The organism is Halorubrum aidingense JCM 13560 (genome assembly GCF_000336995.1).
GTDB lineage: Archaea > Halobacteriota > Halobacteria > Halobacteriales > Haloferacaceae > Halorubrum > Halorubrum aidingense.
On sequence record NZ_AOJI01000018.1, the window covers coordinates 14,604 to 30,499 of the forward strand.

The following is a 15,896-nucleotide window of genomic DNA, read 5'->3' on the forward strand; positions in this document are numbered from 1 at the left end:
GCGGTCGCGCCCCGCAAGTGGAACTCGCGATCACCGGGTCGTCGACGGCAACGACCGATTCGCGGCAGACGGCATCCCCCCGACAGCAGATATAAAAGTCGTCCGACTACACCGATTCGCATCCTCGCGATCGGCCGCTCGTAACGCCCAGCCGTCGCTCACGGTGGTAATATACGCGAGACGCATTTTGAGAGCTATCCGAGTCGTCGGTAGCGGGTGCTGCCGAGCTGTCTACAGTCGAGTGAGGTTCTTCGCGCGCGGACCCTTGTCCGCCTCCTCGATGTCAAACTCTACCTCCTGGCCTTCCTCGAGGTCCGGGCCGCCGACGTCTTCCATGTGGAAGAATACGTCCTCGTCAGCGTCGTCAGTCTCGATGAATCCGTAGCCGCCAGTGTCGTTAAAGAAGTCGACCTTGCCTGTCGCCATCGCACTTGGACAGACTCCCGACTGCATCATAAGTGTTGTGTGCGCACTACCGGTCGCGTCGCGGTCTCGCGCGGCTCGCGCTTCCGGCGTACCGACCGAAACGCCAAGGCCGCTGGCCGACAAGCGGTAGCCATGTCGACCCTCCTCGTCGTCGGCGGTAGCGGGTTCATCGGACGCGAGATCTGCCGGCTCGCGGTGCGAGACGGCCGCGACGTCCGGAGCATCTCACGAGGCGGACGCCCGCCGCTCGACGCCCCGTGGGCCGACGCCGTCTCGTGGACCAGCGCCGACCTCTTCCGGCCGAACGGCTGGCGCGATCGGCTCGACGGCGTCGACGCGGTCGTCCACGCGGTGGGGATCATCCGCGAAACGCCGGCCGCGGGGATCACCTTCGAGCGGCTCAACGGCGACGGCACGATCATCGCGGCCTTGGAGGCCGAACGCGCCGGCGTCGACACGTTCGTCTTCCTCTCGTCGTCGGTGAAGCCGCCGGGCGTCCGGAGCGCGTACCTGACCGCCAAGCGGCGCGCCGAAGCCGCGATCGCCGGGCTCGACCTCGACGACGTCACTCTCAGACCGGGACCGGTGTACGGGACCGGTCAGCCGCACTTCTCTCCGCCCGTCAACGCCGCGTTGCGGCTCGCGGACTCCGTCCCGCTGATCGCCGACCGGCTCGGCGAGGCGCGGCCGCTCCCCGTCGACACCGTCGCGAGGGCCGCGTACCGCACGGCGTTCGACCCGGCGGAGTCGCTGTTGGACGTCGCGGACGTGCGGCGGCTCGGCGACCCCGTCGAATCGAGCGGCGGCGGGACGTCGAAGTAAGCCCGTCTACCGCTGCGCCTTGGCGATATCCAGCGAGAGGAAAAAGCCGAAGTACGCCGGGATCCCCGCGAGCATGAACATGTACAGCACCCACTGCGGGGCCGTGGAGAACGCGACGTCGTACAGCACCGACACGAGCGTCACCCAGGCGATCGCGAACGCCAGGTCCTGTAGCATCCCGGTCCGGTTCCCCCTGACGTGGGACCGAACGCGGTCGGCGAGACTCTCGTCCGGGTCGGGCTCGTCGATCTGATCGGCGTCGGTCATGAATGAACGTTCGCGTCGAAATACGTCGGTGTTCCGGAACGGTCTGTACCGAACGGCCTCCGCCCGAACGGCCACCGTCCGAACGGCCTCCGCCCGAGCGCCCACCGCCCGAACGGCCTCCGCCCGAGCGCCCACCGCCCGAACGGCCCCGAGACGGGCGCGCGCTCGGCGGGGGTTCAGTCCTCGTCGATGTAGTCGACGACGAGGACGGGGACGTGCGTCGAACGCAGCGTCCGTTCGGTGACGCTACCGAGCAGCGCCCGGCGGACGCCGCCCCGACCGTGACTCCCCATCACGATGAGGTCGATACCGTGGTTCTCGGCGTAGTCGCTGATCAGCTTGTGCGGCCGACCCCCCGAGACGTGTTCGACGACGTCGATGCCGCGTTCGGCGCCGCTCTCGGCGACCACGCCGGTCGCCTCGTCCGCCTGCTCTTTCAGCTCTCCCATCTCGTCGAACCGCCCCTGTTTGAGCCGGTCGACCTGTTCGGTTCCGAGACTGAAATTCACGGAGTCGATGTCGACCACGTAGAGCGCGTGAACCTCCGCGTCGTACTTCTCGGCGAGGTCGAGCGCGTGATCGACCGCAGCCTCCGCGACGTCGCTTCCGTCCGTGGGAATGAGAATGCGTTTGTACATGGATCACTCCTCCGTGCCCGCGTCGTCTCCTGCGCGGCCACCATCGGTCGCCGCGTCGTCCGTTGCGCGGCCACCGTCGGTCGCCATCTCCTCACCGCCGTCGGCGACGACGTCTTCGGCCGTCTGCTGTTGGCCCATCGGTTCGGGGCTGTGACACTGCCGAACGATCCGCTTCGTCTCCAGCGACGGCTCGTCGGTCGCCATCGAGACGAAGATGGTGACCGCGAACACGACCGGGAGGGTGATGAGCGCCGAACCGATAGCGGGCATCCACTGGGCCAGTCCCGCCGACAGCGGCGCTTCGAGCGAGCCGATGTACGTCGGAACGATCTCGTTGATCATGGGGATAGACCAGAGGGTCAGTCCGGTCGTCATGCCGGCGAGTGCTCCCTGCCGGTTGGCGTTCTCCCACCACATTCCGAGGAAGAACATCGGGAACAGGACGGAGCCGGCCAGCGAGAACGCGTATCCCACGAGCGCGGCGATCGACGACGCGGGATTGAGCGCCGCCAGCGTGGTCAGCGCGCCCAGCGCGACGATCGACAGGCGACCGACGAGGATCTGCTGACGCTGCGTCGCGTCCTCGTTGATGATGTTCGTGTAGATGTCGTGGCTGATCGCCGACGAGCCGGCGATGAACAGCCCGGCGACCGTCGCGATGGCCGCGGCGATACCGCCCGCCGCGACGATGCCGACGAACCAGTCCGGGAGCCCCGACAGCTGCGCCGCCAGCACGACGATAACCTCGCTGGCCGCGCTCGTCATCCCGGGATCGCCGTACGTCGGGTTGACGTTCTGACTGTAGAGGTCGGTACCGAAGGCCGCGAACGCCGGGGCGCTCCAGTACAGGATACAGATGAAGAACAGCCCCCAGACCGTCGACCAGCGGGCCGTCCGTTCGCTGTCGACCGTGTAGAACCGGACGAGCACGTGCGGCAGGCCGCAGGTGCCGACGATCAGCGAGAACGTCGTGGCGACCCAGAGGTAGTAGCTCGACGAGGCGAACGGCTCGGAGAACTCGCTGCCGAGCTCGCTGATCAGCATCCCGTATTCGAGCTGCGGCAGCACCGTCGAGTAGCCGTTCGTGTAGCCGACGACGAACAGCCCGACGACGAACGCGAGGATGAGGATGACGTACTGGACCGCCTGATTCTTCGTGGCGCCCAGCATGCCGGACAGCGTCAGGTAGCCGACGGTGACGACCATCATGGCGACGACCATCACCTGATATCCGTCGAGGCCGGGGACGAGGCCCCCGTAGTCACCGAAGATGTACAGGCCGACGAGCGCCATCCCCTTCGCCTGTCCGATGGCGTAGACGAAGCCGATGAGGAACGTCGTCACCGCGGCGATGGCGCGCGCGGTGTCGGAATTGAATCGATCGCCGACGAAGTCCGGCGCCGTGTACTTCCCGAACCGGCGAAGCTGCGCGGCCAGGAAGATGAGCAGGATGAAGTACCCGGTCGTCCAGCCGACGACGTACACGAGCCCGTAGAACCCCGCGAGCGCGATCGACGCCGCCATGCCGAGGTACGACGCCGCCGACATCCAGTTCGCCCCGATCGCCATCCCGTTTTCGAGGTTCCCGATGGATCGACCGGCGACCCACATGTTCTCGGTGTCGGCGACGCGGAAGACGAACCCGATCGTGAGGAACAGCCCCAACATCCCGAGCACGAGGACCGCCGGCGCCAGCTTGAACGAGATGTCGAGCGCCTCCGGGAGGAGACTGTCCTGTAAGAGGAGCGAACTCGCCGTCATTCCTCGGACCCCCCGTCGGCCGCGGCGACCTCAGCGCCGCTTCCGGTCTTCGCGGTTGTGGCGTGATCGATACCGTACTTCTCGTCGAGCGCGTCCCGTTTGCGCGAGTACCAGAACGCTAAGATTAGCGCGCTGGTCGGCGCCCCGAACGCGACGAGGAAGTAGTGAAGCGGGAACCCGAGGATCGGCATCGTCTCCGTCATCGGACCGGGCGCGAGCCGCGTCAGCGTGACTGGTCCCCACACCGCGAGGACCCACACGGCGAACCCCGACCAGACGATGCGGAGGTGATCGCGCATGTACGGCGTGCTCGGGTTCAGGATGTTCACCTCCGCTCCGAGGTAGTCGGTGTCGTTATGCTTCTGTGCCGCGCTCGCGGCGACGCCGCCGTCGGTCTCGACGGTCGGGTCGTCGGCATCGTCATGTGAGCTATTATCTGTCATGTGTCGTGATGTGTATCGTTGTGGGTTGTTTGTCTGGTTCGATCGTGATGATTATTCGCGCGGTGGGTCGGTCGTGTCGGGTTCTGTTGCGGCGAAAACGAGGCTGGCGAGCGGCTACTCGCCGCCGGCCTGTTTCTGGATCTCTTCGACGATCTCCGGGTTCCGGAGCGTGCTGGTGTTACCCAGCTCTTTGCCGTCGGCGATGTTCTCCAACAGCCGACGCATGATCTTTCCGGATCGCGTCTTCGGGAGATCGGGCGTGAACACGACCTGCTCGGGCCGGGCGATCGGGCCGATGGCGTCCTCGACGCCCGCGACGATGCGGGCGCGGAGGTCGTCGTTGCCCTCGTACCCGTCCTCGGTCGTCACGTACGCGTAGACGGCCTCGCCTTTGATCTCGTGGTCGCCGCCGACGACGGCGGCCTCGGCCACGCCCTCGACGCCGACGATCGCCGACTCGATCTCCATCGTTCCGAGCCGGTGACCGGAGACGTTGAGCACGTCGTCGACGCGGCCGAGAACCGTGATGTAGCCGTCGTCGTCGATCTTCGCGCCGTCCTCCGGGAAGTACACCCAGTCGTCGGGGTCGTCGCTGTCGGTGTCGGAGTACTCCGCCCAGTACTCCTCGATGTAGCGCTCGTCGTTGTTGTACAGCGTCCGGAGCATTCCCGGCCACGGTTTCTGTACCGTGAGGTAGCCGGCTTTCCCCGGCTCGACCTCGTCGCCGAGCGTGTCGAGGATCTGTACGTCGAGTCCGGGCAGCGGCGGTCCGGCCGCACCGGGTTTCATGTCTTTGACCCCGGGGAGCGTCGTGACCATCATCCCGCCGGTCTCCGTCTGCCACCACGTGTCGACGATGGGGCACTCCTCGTCGCCGATATGCTGGTAGTACCACTTCCACGCGCGCGGGTTGATCGGCTCGCCGACCGTGCCGAGCAGCCGTAGCGACGAGAGGTCGTGGCGGTCGGGGAACTCCGAGCCCCACTTCATGAACGCGCGGATCGCCGTCGGTGCGGTGTACAGCTGCGTCGCCTCGTACTCCTCGACGATCTCCCAGAGCCGGTCGCGCTCGGGGTGATCGGGCGTCCCTTCGTACATCATCGTCGTCGTCCCGAGCGCGAGCGGCCCGTAGACGATGTACGAGTGGCCCGTGATCCAGCCGATGTCGGCCGAACAGAAGTACGTGTCCTCCGGTTTGATGTCGAGAACCGCTTGCGAGGTCCACGAGACCCACGAGAGGTAGCCGCCGGTGGTGTGTTTCACGCCCTTCGGCTTCCCGGTGGTCCCCGAGGTGTACATCAAAAAGAGCATGTCCTCGGCGTCGCGGGTGACCGGCTCGACCTCGGCGCCCGCGTGCTCTGAGACGAGGTCGCCGTAGTCGAGCTGGTCGTCACCGAGGTCGTGGCCGAATCCGTCGCCGTTCGGTCCGAGCCGATCGACGACGACGGTGGTGGTGTCGTGGTCGACGCCCGCGAGCCCCTCGTTCGCCTTGTCGAGGTGATCGAGGGGGTCGCCGCGGCGGTAGTAGCCGTCGCAGGTGACGAGGAACTCCGAGTCCGCGGAGTTCATCCGCGTCGCGAGCGCGTCCGCCGAGAAGCCGGCGAAGACGACGCTGTGGGGCGCGCCGATCCGGGCGCACGCCAGCATCGCGATCGGCAGCTCCGGGATCATCGGCATGTACATCGTCACGACGTCGTCCTCCTCGACGCCCTGTTCGCGGAGCGCGGCCGCGAACTCGTTTACCTCGCGGTGGAGCTCCGCGTACGTGTACGTGCGATCGTCCTCGTCGGCGGGCTCGCCCACCCACTCGATCGCGGCCTCGTCGCCCCGGTCTTCGAGGTGTCGATCGAGGCAGTTCGCGGACGCGTTCAGCTCGCCGCCGGTGAACCACTCGTAAAACGGGGGGTTGCTGTCGTCGAGTACCTGATCGTAGTCGGACTCCCAGTCGAGGAGGTCCGCGGCCGCCTCCCAACACCCCGGCCAGTTCTCGTCGAACTCCTCGTAGATATCGGGGTCGGATACGTTCGCCTGGTCGACGAACGACGCCGGCGGTTCGAACACCTCCTGTTCTGCCAGTCTCGCTTCCAGTTGACCGTCACCCTCTGTCATGGTACGAGCGTACTCAACCGATCTCACCACATAAACGCTCACGCTAAATACGAAAAATCGTGATAGATACGCGGGCTCGTCGACTGCTCCGAACAGGATTTCGCTCGGTGGCGGCCCGCCGATCACCCCGCGCCGATCACCCACGCCGATCGGCCCCGCGTTCAGGGCCGATCCCGCCGTCGCTCGTCCTCGAAGAGCCCGTCGAGAAGCGCGCGCTGGGCCTTTCGGAGGTGATTGTGGAAGGTCGGCGAGGAGACGTCCATCGCGTCGGCGACCTCCTCGGCGGTGCTCCCCCGCGGCCAGTCGAAGTACCCGCCGTGGTACGCCGCCGACAGCGCGGCCCACTGCCGGTCGGTGAATCGGTCCGCGACGCCCTCCCGAAGCGACGACTCGGTGAGCGGCGAGCGGGCGATCGATTCCTTGCTCACGAGCCGCGCGTCGGGGAACCGGTCGCGGAGTCCGGCGGCGACGGGGCGGACGCTCGCTCCCTCGGGGAGGTCCGCGACGACGCGGACGTCGCCGTCGGTCGCAGTCGCGTCCCGGACGGTCGCCCCGTGTTCCGTCAGCGCCCGAACCGCGGAACCGCCCTCGACGCGCACCGAGACCGCACAGCCGTCCTCGCGCGTCTCGATCACTCTGAGGTCGCTGACGCCGTCGGCGTCGTCGACGATGTCGGCGATCGCCTGCGGTCTGGCGCCGCTCACGGACAGGTAAAATCTGGAGGCGTCCGCGTCGACCGACACGGTCGAGGACAGCTCGATCCGACAGCCGAGCGCCGCGCTGGCTCGCGCGAGAAAGGCGCCGGCGGCGGCGGTGCGGAACTCGACCTCGGTGACCGCATCGGAGTGGAGCAGGTCGCGCCAGCGACCGGCCGTCACCGCCCACCCGAGACAGCGGCCGAGCGCCGACAACGCCCGACGCTCGGCGTCCGAAACGGGCGTGTCGTCCGCGGCGACCACGCACAACACGCCGTGTGTCGCGTCTCGATGCCGGACCGGCACCGCGACCGTCGGGCGGCCGTCGACCGCGGGGTGACCGTCGCTCGCGGCGGGGTTCCCGTCGACGAGCGCGTCGCGCCACGGCCCCGACGACAGGTCTCGGTCGCCGAGCGTGACTCGATCGACGCCGGCCGCGCCCAGCACCTCCGTGCGGCGTCCGTCGGCCCGTCCGCGAACCACCCACGCTTCCCCCCAACGCCCCGTGGCAACCAGTCGGTTCGGGACCGCGGTGAGCGGCGAGTCGTCCTCCGGGTCCGCCGCGCCGTCAACGCCGTCAGCGTCGCCCGATCGGTCGACGTCACCAGCGCTGCCCGCGTCGCCCACACCGTCCCCGCCGCCAGCGTCGGCGATGGCCTCGAACCCCGTCAGAACGGTCGACCGCGGGGCCGTCTCAGTGGACGGTGTCGTCGAGCCGTCGCCGTCGGTCTCGGCGACGGCGGCGGCGATCGCCGCCCCGTCGAGGGGGCCGAGGTAGCCGTCGAGCGACCCGAGGGTTTGCCAGCCGCCCGCCTCGCGCACGACGTGGGGGCTCACCCCCCGATCGACGAGGAGCCGCCGCGCGAAGGTGGCGCGGAGGTCACTCGGCGTGACACCGTCCGGAACGGCGCCGTCTGTTCTGGTCGCGGCCCGCTCGGCCGTCTCGGCGACGATCATCTGGACGCGGCGGGAAGAGACGTCGACGAAGGGGTCGTCAGGGGCGATCCCGGCGCTTTCCGCGTATCGTCGGAGGTCGGCCGCGAGCGAGGACGGAACCACCGTCTCGCGGTCGATCGTCTCGCGATCGACTGTCTCGCGATCAACTGTCTCGCGACCGCCGCGCGAGCCGTCCTCGTCCTCGTTCTCGTCGCCGGCGTCGGGGTCCGCGGGAACGGCGAGCAGGAACGCGTCGGCCGCCGCGTCCGACTGCCGGAGGTCTCCCGGCGTGACGCGGGTGATCTCGGCGGTCCGGAGCCCCGCCTCCCCGGCGAGTCTGACCACTATCGCGGCGCGGTACGTCTCCGCGGCGGTCACGAGCGCGTCGTAGGCGTCGGCGTGAAGCCCGTCGACCATCTGTTTCGTAATTCATCGAAAACCCGAAGCAAAAGTCTTGGGGGCACGCGCTCGATTCGTCGAGCGACGCTCGATCATCTCGGATTTGGTGCTCGAAGGTCGGCTTGACGCCGCCATACGCGATCCGACCGTTTCGGGATACACGAGAAATCCGAAACAGAGACTCGGAGCGTCTGGACCGCCGCGGTCAGTGTCGGTCGCCGATGCCCCACGCGATGTGGTCCCAGATCCGCTCGTAGCCGTAGTAGGTCGCGGTTTTCACGACGTTGGTGACGAGTCCGATATTGAGCGCGTCGCCGACGTCGCCGACGACGGCCCACGCGACGAGGACGGTGATCGTGACCATGACGAGCCGATAACAGAGCGTCTTGGCGAGCGCCCGCTTCCGGGCGTGAATCGCGGATCGCGAGACCAGCTTCCCCATATCACCGCGATGGAGCCCACCCATATGAAACCGATACTAATTGCTTATTTTAATATCGTAATGTGAATCGATTACTCGCTTCGGACCGCGGACTCGATCTCGCCGACGACTTCTGGGTTCCGGAGGGCGCTGACGTCGCCGAACTCCTCGCCGCGCGCGATGTCCTCCAGCAGGCGACGCATGATCTTCCCGGAGCGCGTTTTCGGCAGCTCCGGGGTGAACACGACGCGGTCGGGACGGGCCACGTCGCCGACGGACTCCGCCAACCGCTCCGCGATCGCGGCTCGGAGCGTCCCGTCGGGGTCCACGTCGCCGCGGGTGGTCACGTACGCGACGATCTGGCCGTCGTCGTCCCCCACGACGGCCGCCTCCGTGACGCCGTCCGCCCCGACGATGGCCGACTCCAGTTCGGCGGTGTTGAACCGGTGGGCGCGGACGTTGATCACGTCGTCGACGCGGCCGAGGATGGTCACGTACCCGTCCTCGTCAACGGTTGCCCCGTCGCCGGTGCGGTAGCGCCAGCCGTCGTCCGCCTCGACCCAGTACTCCCGGCGGTAGCGCTCGTCGCCCTCGCGCAGGCCGCGCAGCATGCCCGGCCACGGCGAGCCGATGGTGAGGTAGCCGGGCTCGCCGGGGGCGACAGGCTCCCCGTCCTCGTCGACGACGCGCGCGTCGATCCCGGGCAGCGGCGGGCCGACCTTCCCCGGCTTCATCGGCGCGATACCGGGGAGCGTCGCGAGCGCGATGGCCCCCGTCTCGGTCTGCCACCACGTGTCGACGATCGGGGCGTCGCCGCCGCCGACGTGCTCGCGGTACCATCGCCACGCCTTCGGCGTGATCGACTCGCCGACGGTTCCCAGAAGGCGGATCGACGAGAGGTCGTGCGCGTCGGGGTACTCCGCGCCCCACTTCATGAACGACCGGATCGCGGTCGGCGAGGTGTAGAAGACGCTGACCGCGTTGCGCTCGATGAGGTCCCACACGCGGTCGCGGTCGGGGTAGTCCGGCGACCCTTCGTAAAGGACGGTCGTGGTCCCGAGCGAGAGCGGGCCGTACACGCCGTACGAGTGGCCCGTGATCCAGCCGATGTCGGCCGCACACCAGTAGGTGTCGTCGGGGCGCACGTCGAGGACGTTCCGGGTCGTCCACGCGACGTGCGCGAGGTACCCGCCGGTCGCGTGCTCGACGCCCTTCGGGCGCCCCGTGGTGCCCGACGTGTACATCACGAAGAGGAGGTCGGTGGCGTCGCGCGCGACCGGCTCGACGACCTCGCCGTCGTGCGCGTCGACGAGCGCCGCGTACTCGTGTTCGTCGTCGCCAAGCGGCACGTCGAGGGCGTCGCCGAGCCGATCGACGACGACCGTCGCGTCGAGGTCGCCGTCCATGCGCAGACGGGCGTTATCGGCCTTCGACTTCTGGTTGAACGCGTCCTCCCGACGGTAGTAGCCGTCGCAGGTGATCAGGTACGCCGAGTCCGCCGCGTCGAGGCGGGTCGCGAGCGCCTCCGCCGACAGCCCCGCGAAGACGACGTTGTGGGGCGCGCCGATCCGGGCGCACGCCAACATCGCGATCGACAGCTCCGGGATCATCGGCAGGTACAGCGTCACCACGTCGCCCTCTTCGACGCCCCGCTCGCGGAGGCCGGCCGCGAGCGCGTTCACCTCGCGGTGGAGGTCGAGGTAGGTGTACGACCGCCGCTCGCCGCGTTTCCCGAACCACCGGATCGCGAGCTGGTTCCGGCGGTCGTCGAGGTGCCGGTCGACGCAGTTGGCCGACGCGTTGAGCCGGCCGTCCGGAAACCACTCGTAGAAGGGCGGATCGCCGTCGTCGAGCACGGTCTCGGGGGGACGCTCCCAGTCGAGGAGGTCGGCGGCGCGGCGCCACGCGTCCGGCCCCTCGGTCGCGAACGCCTCGTAGATCCCCGCGTCGCTCGCGACGGCCCGATCGCGGAACGCGGTCGGCGGGGCGACGGCGTCGTCGCCGTCCACGCTCCCGTCCGCGAACCCGTCCGGCCACCGGCCGTCGGCTCCGAGGTTATTCATGATATCCGTTCACAAGCGAAAGAACGTATACTTTGTCCGGCAGTGCAGGCCTACGTCGACTCGGTCGGCGAGCCGGTAGCGGCGATATCTGCTGCCTTCGATCGGGCGCGAGCCACGATCGACGGCTTGGCCTCGAAGTCCACCGTCACCTGATCGTTCGCGTACGCTTCCTCATCGACGTGACCGTGATCGTGGATCCACGAGACGAGACTCATCGCGTCGTCGGAGACGGGGAGGACGAGTCGCTCGCGCTCCCAGTCCGGGAGTTCGGCCTCGACGCGGTCGCGAAGCTCCGCGAGGCCGGCGCCCGTCTTCGCGGAGACGGCGACCGGGTCGGGGGCGACGCCGGAGAGCGCGCCTCGCTTGGCCGCCAACTCGCCCGGTGCCAGCCGATCGATCTTGTTGAACACGGTGACGATGGGGGCCTCGTTGCGCTCGTAGAGGGTGTCGTGGCTGGTCACGAGCTTCTCGCGCATCGACTCGACGGGCTCGCTCGCGTCGACGACGAGGAGGACCAAGTCGGCGTGGTACACGGAGTCGAGCGTCGACTCGAACGACTCGACGAGCCAGTGCGGGAGGTCCGCGATGAACCCGACGGTGTCGGTGAGGAGCACGTCTCGCTTCTCCATCTCGGCGCGACGGGTCGTGGTGCCGAGCGTCGTGAACAGCATGTCTTCCGACTCCGCGGTCCGGTCGAGGTCGGGGTGCCGATCGACGTTCTCGTCGACGTCGATCTCGGCGGCGAGCCGCCGCATCAGCGTCGACTTACCGGCGTTCGTATACCCCGCCAGCGCGACGAGGTCGAACCCGGAGTCCCGGCGCTGGTCGCGGCGGGCCTGCTCTTTCTCGGCGATCGAGTCGAGTTCGGCTTGGATCTCCGATATCTGGCGTTTGATGTCGCGCTCGACGCTCTCGTCGTACTCGCCGAGCCCCATGAAACCGGGGCGCTCGTCGCGTTTCGCGAGGCTCGCTTTCGCCTCCGCTCGCGGGAGCTCGTACCGGAGCTCCGCGAGTTCGACCTGTAGCTGCGCCTTGCGCGTGTTCGCTCGCTGGCCGAAGATCTCGAGGATGAGCGTGAACCGGTCGATCACCTCGACGCCATCGGGGAGCTCGCCGCCGATGTTGAACGTCTGGTACGGCCCCAGGTCGTTGTCGACGATCACGGCGCCCGCGCCGGTCCGGCGGACCAGCGCGCCGAGCTCCGCGACCTTCCCCTCGCCGAACATGAAGGCGGCGTCTTCGGTGCGGGTCTGCGAGAGCTCGCCGACGACCTCGTAGCCGGCGGCGGCGGCGAGCTGGCTGATCTCGCTCAGATCGGCGGTGCCGGCGTCGACGCGCTTGGCGACGACCGCACGCTTCGCTCTCGGGGACGACTCCGCGTCGGTATCGGTACCGGTATCGCCGCTCGCGCCCTCGACGCTCCCGGTCATGCGAGGGGGTCGAGAGCGGCGTACGCGGTGTGGTGTGCTGCCTGCACTGTTTCGCGATCACCTACGCTCTCGACGTATTTAAACTCGGGTCGGCCAGCGGTCCTTTTATCCGAGCCGCGCGAACGGTCCGTCGTGACTCACGAGGACGGCGGTACGTCGGCGCCGACGGCGAGCACCGAGAGCGACGCCGGCGAGCGCCGCGTCGACCGACTGGACCGACATCCGACCGGCGGGGTACGCAACTCGCTGTGGTCGTGGCCGGACGCGAAATCGCCGCTGACGGTCGTTCGCAACTACGTCGTGATCGTGCTCGCGCGGGTCTGCCCGAGCCTTCGGCTGAAAAACTGGCTGCTGCGCCGCCTCGGCGTGACCGTCGGTGCCGGGGTCGCGTGGGGGTTGGAGTCGACGCCCGACGTGTTCTGGCCCGAGCGGATCACCGTCGGCAACGACGCGATCATCGGCTACGACGCCACGCTGTTGTGTCACGAGTTCCTCCGCGACGAGTACCGACTCGGCGACGTCGTCGTGGAGGAGGACGCGATGATCGGCGCCGGCGCGATCGTGCTTCCGGGCGTCACGGTGGGGGCGGGCGCCCGCGTCGCCGCCAACTCGCTCGTCGCCGAGGACGTGCCGCCGGGGACGACCGTCGCCGGGGTGCCGGCGGACGTCGTCTCGCAGGCGAGCGACGACGACTGAGTCGGCGTCGGTGTCGGTGTCGGCGTACGCAGAGAGCTTGTCGCCGAGTTACGCCGCGGGCTCGTCGCCGGTGTTGTCGCTGGTGTTGTCGCCTTCTTCAGCGTCCCCGTCTTCTTCAGCGTCCCCGCCTTCCTCGACACGGTCAGTCTCCGCCTCTCCGTCGTCGGTGGTGTCTGCCTCGGCGTCGACGATGTGGGCCTCCGTGCGCACGCTGTCGAGGTCGACGCCGACCTCGCGGGCGACGGCGTCGAGGACGGCTCGCTGTTCGGCCATCTCGTTTTCGAGCGTGTGGACCCGCTCGGCGGTGTCGACCACCGTCGTCTGGGTCTGTTCGACCTCCTCGCGAAGCTCGTTGATCTTCTGGTACGTGCGCTCGGCCCGGTCGGCGAGCGTCTGGATCTTCTTCGCCGTGTCCCCGAATCCCATATCGGGTCGTGGAACCCCGGATACGTGGGCTTTTCCGTTCGACGAACCCGGCGTGCCGTCCGACCCGTCGCCGCCCGCGGACGGTGGACTTTTGGCTGAACCGACCCTCTGAACGGTATGAGCGTCGAGCGCATTCTGCTGACGAACGACGACGGCATCGACGCCGTCGGGCTCCGAGCGCTGTACGACGCCCTCTCGGCTGACTACGACGTGGTGACGCTCGCGCCAACCGAAGACCGGTCGTCGGTCGGGAGGGCCCTCTCCGACGACGTCGCGGTCACCGAGCACGAACTGGGCTACGCGGTCGACGGCACGCCCGTCGACTGCGTCGTCGCCGGACTCGACGAGATCGTCCCGGACGCCGACCTCGTCGTCGCGGGGTGCAACAAGGGCGCGAACCTCGGCGCGTACACGCTCGGCCGGTCGGGGACGGTCTCCGCGGCGGTCGAAGCCGCCTTCTTCGACGTGCCGGCGGTGGCGGCGTCGATGTACGTGCCGGGCGGCAGCGACTGGTGGAAGCGAGACCTGGTGGCGGCGAACTTCGACAACGCGGTCCGAGCGACCCGTTTTCTCGTCGACGAGGCCCCCGATGCCGGGGTGTTCGACCGCGCCGACTACCTCAACGTGAACGCGCCGCTCGCGGAGGAGGACTCGGACGCGTCGACCGGCCCCGCCCCGATGCGCGCGACCACCCCGTCGACGTGGTACGGACTGGAGGCGACGCGGAACGGCGACGGCAACGTCAGCTTCGCCGACCCCATCTGGGGGCGGATGACGCCGGCCGACGTGCCCGACTCCGTCGGGACCGACCGGCGGGCGGTGGTCGACGGCGAGGTCTCCGTCTCGCCGCTGTCGGTGCCCCACGCGGCCGAGCCGGACGCCGGGCTCGAGGCGTTAGCGGACGCGTACGCGGTCGCCGGTCGGCCGTGAACGGTCGGCCGTGAACGGCCGGTCTCGATCCCCGGGGACGACTATTCCTCGTCGGCGCTGACGGTGACTTTCGCCTCGCTGACGACGCGGTCGCCCATCTCGTAGCCGGGCTCGTACACCTCGTGAACCGTCCCGTCGGGCTGGTCGCTCTCGACGCGGAGCATCACCTGATGCCGGGCCGGATCGACTTCCTCGCCCGGGTCGGGCTCGATCGGTTCGACGCCCTCGTCGGCGAGCACCTCGTCGAACTTCTCCAGCGTCGACTCGACGCCCGGTCGGAGGTCGCTCCCCTCGTCTTGGTCGAGCGCGCGCAAGAGGTCGTTCCTGACGGGCGTGATCCGGTCGACGAGCGCCTCCGAGGCGCGCTCGCGGATCTCGTCCTGTTTGCGCTTGGCGCGCTGTTTGTAGTTGCTGAAGTCGGCGCGGACGCGCGCGAGCTTGCTCGTCAGCTCCTCGACCTCCGACTCGGCGTCGAGCAGTTCCTCGCGGGTCTCCGCGAGTTCGGCCTCCAGCGCCGCGACCTCGTCCGCGAGCGCCTCGTCGTGCTCGGCGACCGCCTCCGCGAGGCCGTCGCCGGCGGTGGAATCGGCCGCCGTCGCTTCCGCGGTGCCGTTGCGTGTCGCCGCGTCGGACTGTCCGTCGCTCGCCGCGGACGCGTCGGCCTCGGCGTCGTCCGGGGACTCGACCTCGACGTCGACGGCGTCGTCGTCGCTCATGTCCGATCGAAGTCGGTCAGCGTGCATAAGCGTTGCAGAACGGAGTCGCCACCGAGGGCGGAAGCGGGCCGAAAGCGGGACCGGAAGCGGGGCCGAAAGCGGGGTCGTCGGCCGCGCGTCACTCGCGCGCTCGACCCGCAGGAGTATTTAAATCGCGGCGTCCAACCGTGGGTAATGACCGCGCCGAATCGGAACACGCTGTGGGCGACCGCCCTCGTGGACGAACTCGTCGCCGCGGGCGTCGACGCCGTCGTCGTCTCGCCGGGAAGCCGCTCGACGCCGCTGACGATGGCGGCCGCGCGCAACGAGGACCTCCGCGTGTTCTCCCAGTTGGACGAACGGTCGGCCGCCTACTTCGCGCTCGGGCGCGCCCGGCGGACCGGCGAGGTGACGCCGCTGATCTGCACCTCCGGCACCGCCGCCGCGAACTACCACCCGGCCGTGATGGAGGCGGACAACGCGCGCGTCCCGCTGCTCGCGCTCACCGCCGACCGCCCGCCGGAGCTCCGCGACTCGGGCGCGAACCAGACCGCCGACCAAGAGAAGCTGTACGGCGACGCCGTCCGGTTTTATAAGGATCTCTCCGAGCCCGCGGCGAACGATCGCGCGCTTCGGTCGCTCCGGACCACCGTCGCCCGCGCCGTCGCGACGGCCGAAGGCGCCGACCCCGGACCGGTCCACCTCCTGTCTCTTATACACATCTCTGATGGCGCGAGGG

General features: G+C 68.8%; 16 protein-coding genes and 1 pseudogene. 4 read left to right on the plus strand and 13 right to left on the minus strand.

Annotated features, from left to right (window positions below; translation table 11 throughout):
* Nucleotides 1–231: 231 nt before the first annotated feature.
* Nucleotides 232–426 (minus strand): cold-shock protein, encoded by a 195-nt coding sequence (locus tag C461_RS05865; protein ID WP_007999482.1) that lies wholly within the window; start codon nt 424–426, stop codon nt 232–234.
* 132 nt (nt 427–558) lie between these two features.
* Here C461_RS05865 and C461_RS05870 point away from each other — a divergent pair, with 132 nt between their 5' ends.
* On the plus strand, nt 559–1,248 hold the full coding sequence (locus C461_RS05870) for an NAD-dependent epimerase/dehydratase family protein (RefSeq protein WP_007999484.1): 690 nt from the start codon (nt 559–561) through the stop codon (nt 1,246–1,248).
* A gap of 6 nt (nt 1,249–1,254) precedes the next feature.
* Here the strand turns inward: C461_RS05870 and C461_RS05875 are convergent, their stop codons facing one another.
* The 10 genes and pseudogenes from C461_RS05875 to C461_RS16235 form a co-directional block, all read right to left on the minus strand.
* Nucleotides 1,255–1,515 carry a hypothetical protein gene (locus C461_RS05875; protein WP_049906368.1) on the minus strand — a complete coding sequence of 87 codons (261 nt, stop codon included), beginning with the start codon at nt 1,513–1,515 and terminating at the stop codon, nt 1,255–1,257.
* Between the two features lie 176 nt (nt 1,516–1,691).
* Complete coding sequence (locus tag C461_RS05880) at nt 1,692–2,153, minus strand: universal stress protein (RefSeq protein ID WP_007999487.1); 462 nt, start codon at nt 2,151–2,153, stop codon at nt 1,692–1,694.
* Between the two features lie 3 nt (nt 2,154–2,156).
* On the minus strand, nt 2,157–3,914 hold the full coding sequence (locus C461_RS05885) for a VC_2705 family sodium/solute symporter (protein WP_007999489.1): 1,758 nt from the start codon (nt 3,912–3,914) through the stop codon (nt 2,157–2,159).
* Nucleotides 3,911–4,357, minus strand: coding sequence for a DUF4212 domain-containing protein (locus tag C461_RS05890; protein WP_007999490.1), 447 nt, complete (start codon nt 4,355–4,357; stop codon nt 3,911–3,913). Before C461_RS05890 ends, C461_RS05885 begins: the two co-directional genes overlap by 4 nt.
* Before the next feature lie 114 nt (nt 4,358–4,471).
* On the minus strand, nt 4,472–6,466 hold the full coding sequence (acs, locus tag C461_RS05895) for an acetate--CoA ligase (RefSeq protein ID WP_007999492.1): 1,995 nt from the start codon (nt 6,464–6,466) through the stop codon (nt 4,472–4,474).
* A gap of 161 nt (nt 6,467–6,627) precedes the next feature.
* A complete protein-coding gene (locus tag C461_RS05900) occupies nt 6,628–8,514 on the minus strand; it encodes a bacterio-opsin activator domain-containing protein (RefSeq protein WP_007999493.1) in 1,887 nt (628 codons plus the stop codon).
* Between the two features lie 187 nt (nt 8,515–8,701).
* Nucleotides 8,702–8,938 carry a DUF2061 domain-containing protein gene (locus tag C461_RS05905; RefSeq protein WP_007999496.1) on the minus strand — a complete coding sequence of 79 codons (237 nt, stop codon included), beginning with the start codon at nt 8,936–8,938 and terminating at the stop codon, nt 8,702–8,704.
* A gap of 71 nt (nt 8,939–9,009) precedes the next feature.
* Nucleotides 9,010–10,980 carry an acetate--CoA ligase gene (gene acs, locus C461_RS05910; RefSeq protein WP_007999498.1) on the minus strand — a complete coding sequence of 657 codons (1,971 nt, stop codon included), beginning with the start codon at nt 10,978–10,980 and terminating at the stop codon, nt 9,010–9,012.
* A gap of 50 nt (nt 10,981–11,030) precedes the next feature.
* Nucleotides 11,031–12,410 carry a GTPase HflX gene (hflX, locus tag C461_RS05915; RefSeq protein ID WP_007999499.1) on the minus strand — a complete coding sequence of 460 codons (1,380 nt, stop codon included), beginning with the start codon at nt 12,408–12,410 and terminating at the stop codon, nt 11,031–11,033.
* Nucleotides 12,407–12,502 (minus strand): annotated as a pseudogene (locus C461_RS16235) (DUF2209 family protein); the annotation flags it as partial. The gene hflX and the pseudogene C461_RS16235, both read right to left, overlap by 4 nt.
* Nucleotides 12,503–12,542: 40 nt before the next feature.
* Between C461_RS16235 and C461_RS05920 the strand changes: the two are divergent.
* Complete coding sequence (locus C461_RS05920) at nt 12,543–13,106, plus strand: acyltransferase (RefSeq protein WP_007999501.1); 564 nt, start codon at nt 12,543–12,545, stop codon at nt 13,104–13,106.
* A gap of 48 nt (nt 13,107–13,154) precedes the next feature.
* Here the strand turns inward: C461_RS05920 and C461_RS05925 are convergent, their stop codons facing one another.
* On the minus strand, nt 13,155–13,532 hold the full coding sequence (locus C461_RS05925) for a DUF5798 family protein (protein ID WP_007999503.1): 378 nt from the start codon (nt 13,530–13,532) through the stop codon (nt 13,155–13,157).
* Nucleotides 13,533–13,649: 117 nt separating this feature from the next.
* Between C461_RS05925 and surE the strand changes: the two genes are divergently transcribed.
* Nucleotides 13,650–14,462: a 5'/3'-nucleotidase SurE gene (gene surE, locus C461_RS05930; RefSeq protein WP_007999505.1), complete on the plus strand. Its 813-nt coding sequence runs from the start codon at nt 13,650–13,652 to the stop codon at nt 14,460–14,462.
* A 41-nt stretch (nt 14,463–14,503) separates the two neighbouring features.
* Here surE and C461_RS05935 read toward each other — a convergent pair whose 3' ends face one another.
* Nucleotides 14,504–15,178 (minus strand): nucleotide exchange factor GrpE, encoded by a 675-nt coding sequence (locus tag C461_RS05935; protein WP_049906372.1) that lies wholly within the window; start codon nt 15,176–15,178, stop codon nt 14,504–14,506.
* A 174-nt stretch (nt 15,179–15,352) separates the two neighbouring features.
* On the opposite strand from C461_RS05935, the gene C461_RS05940 reads away from it, so the two are divergent.
* A partial coding sequence (locus tag C461_RS05940) for a thiamine pyrophosphate-binding protein (protein WP_007999510.1) occupies nt 15,353–15,896 on the plus strand: 544 nt, incomplete at its 3' end.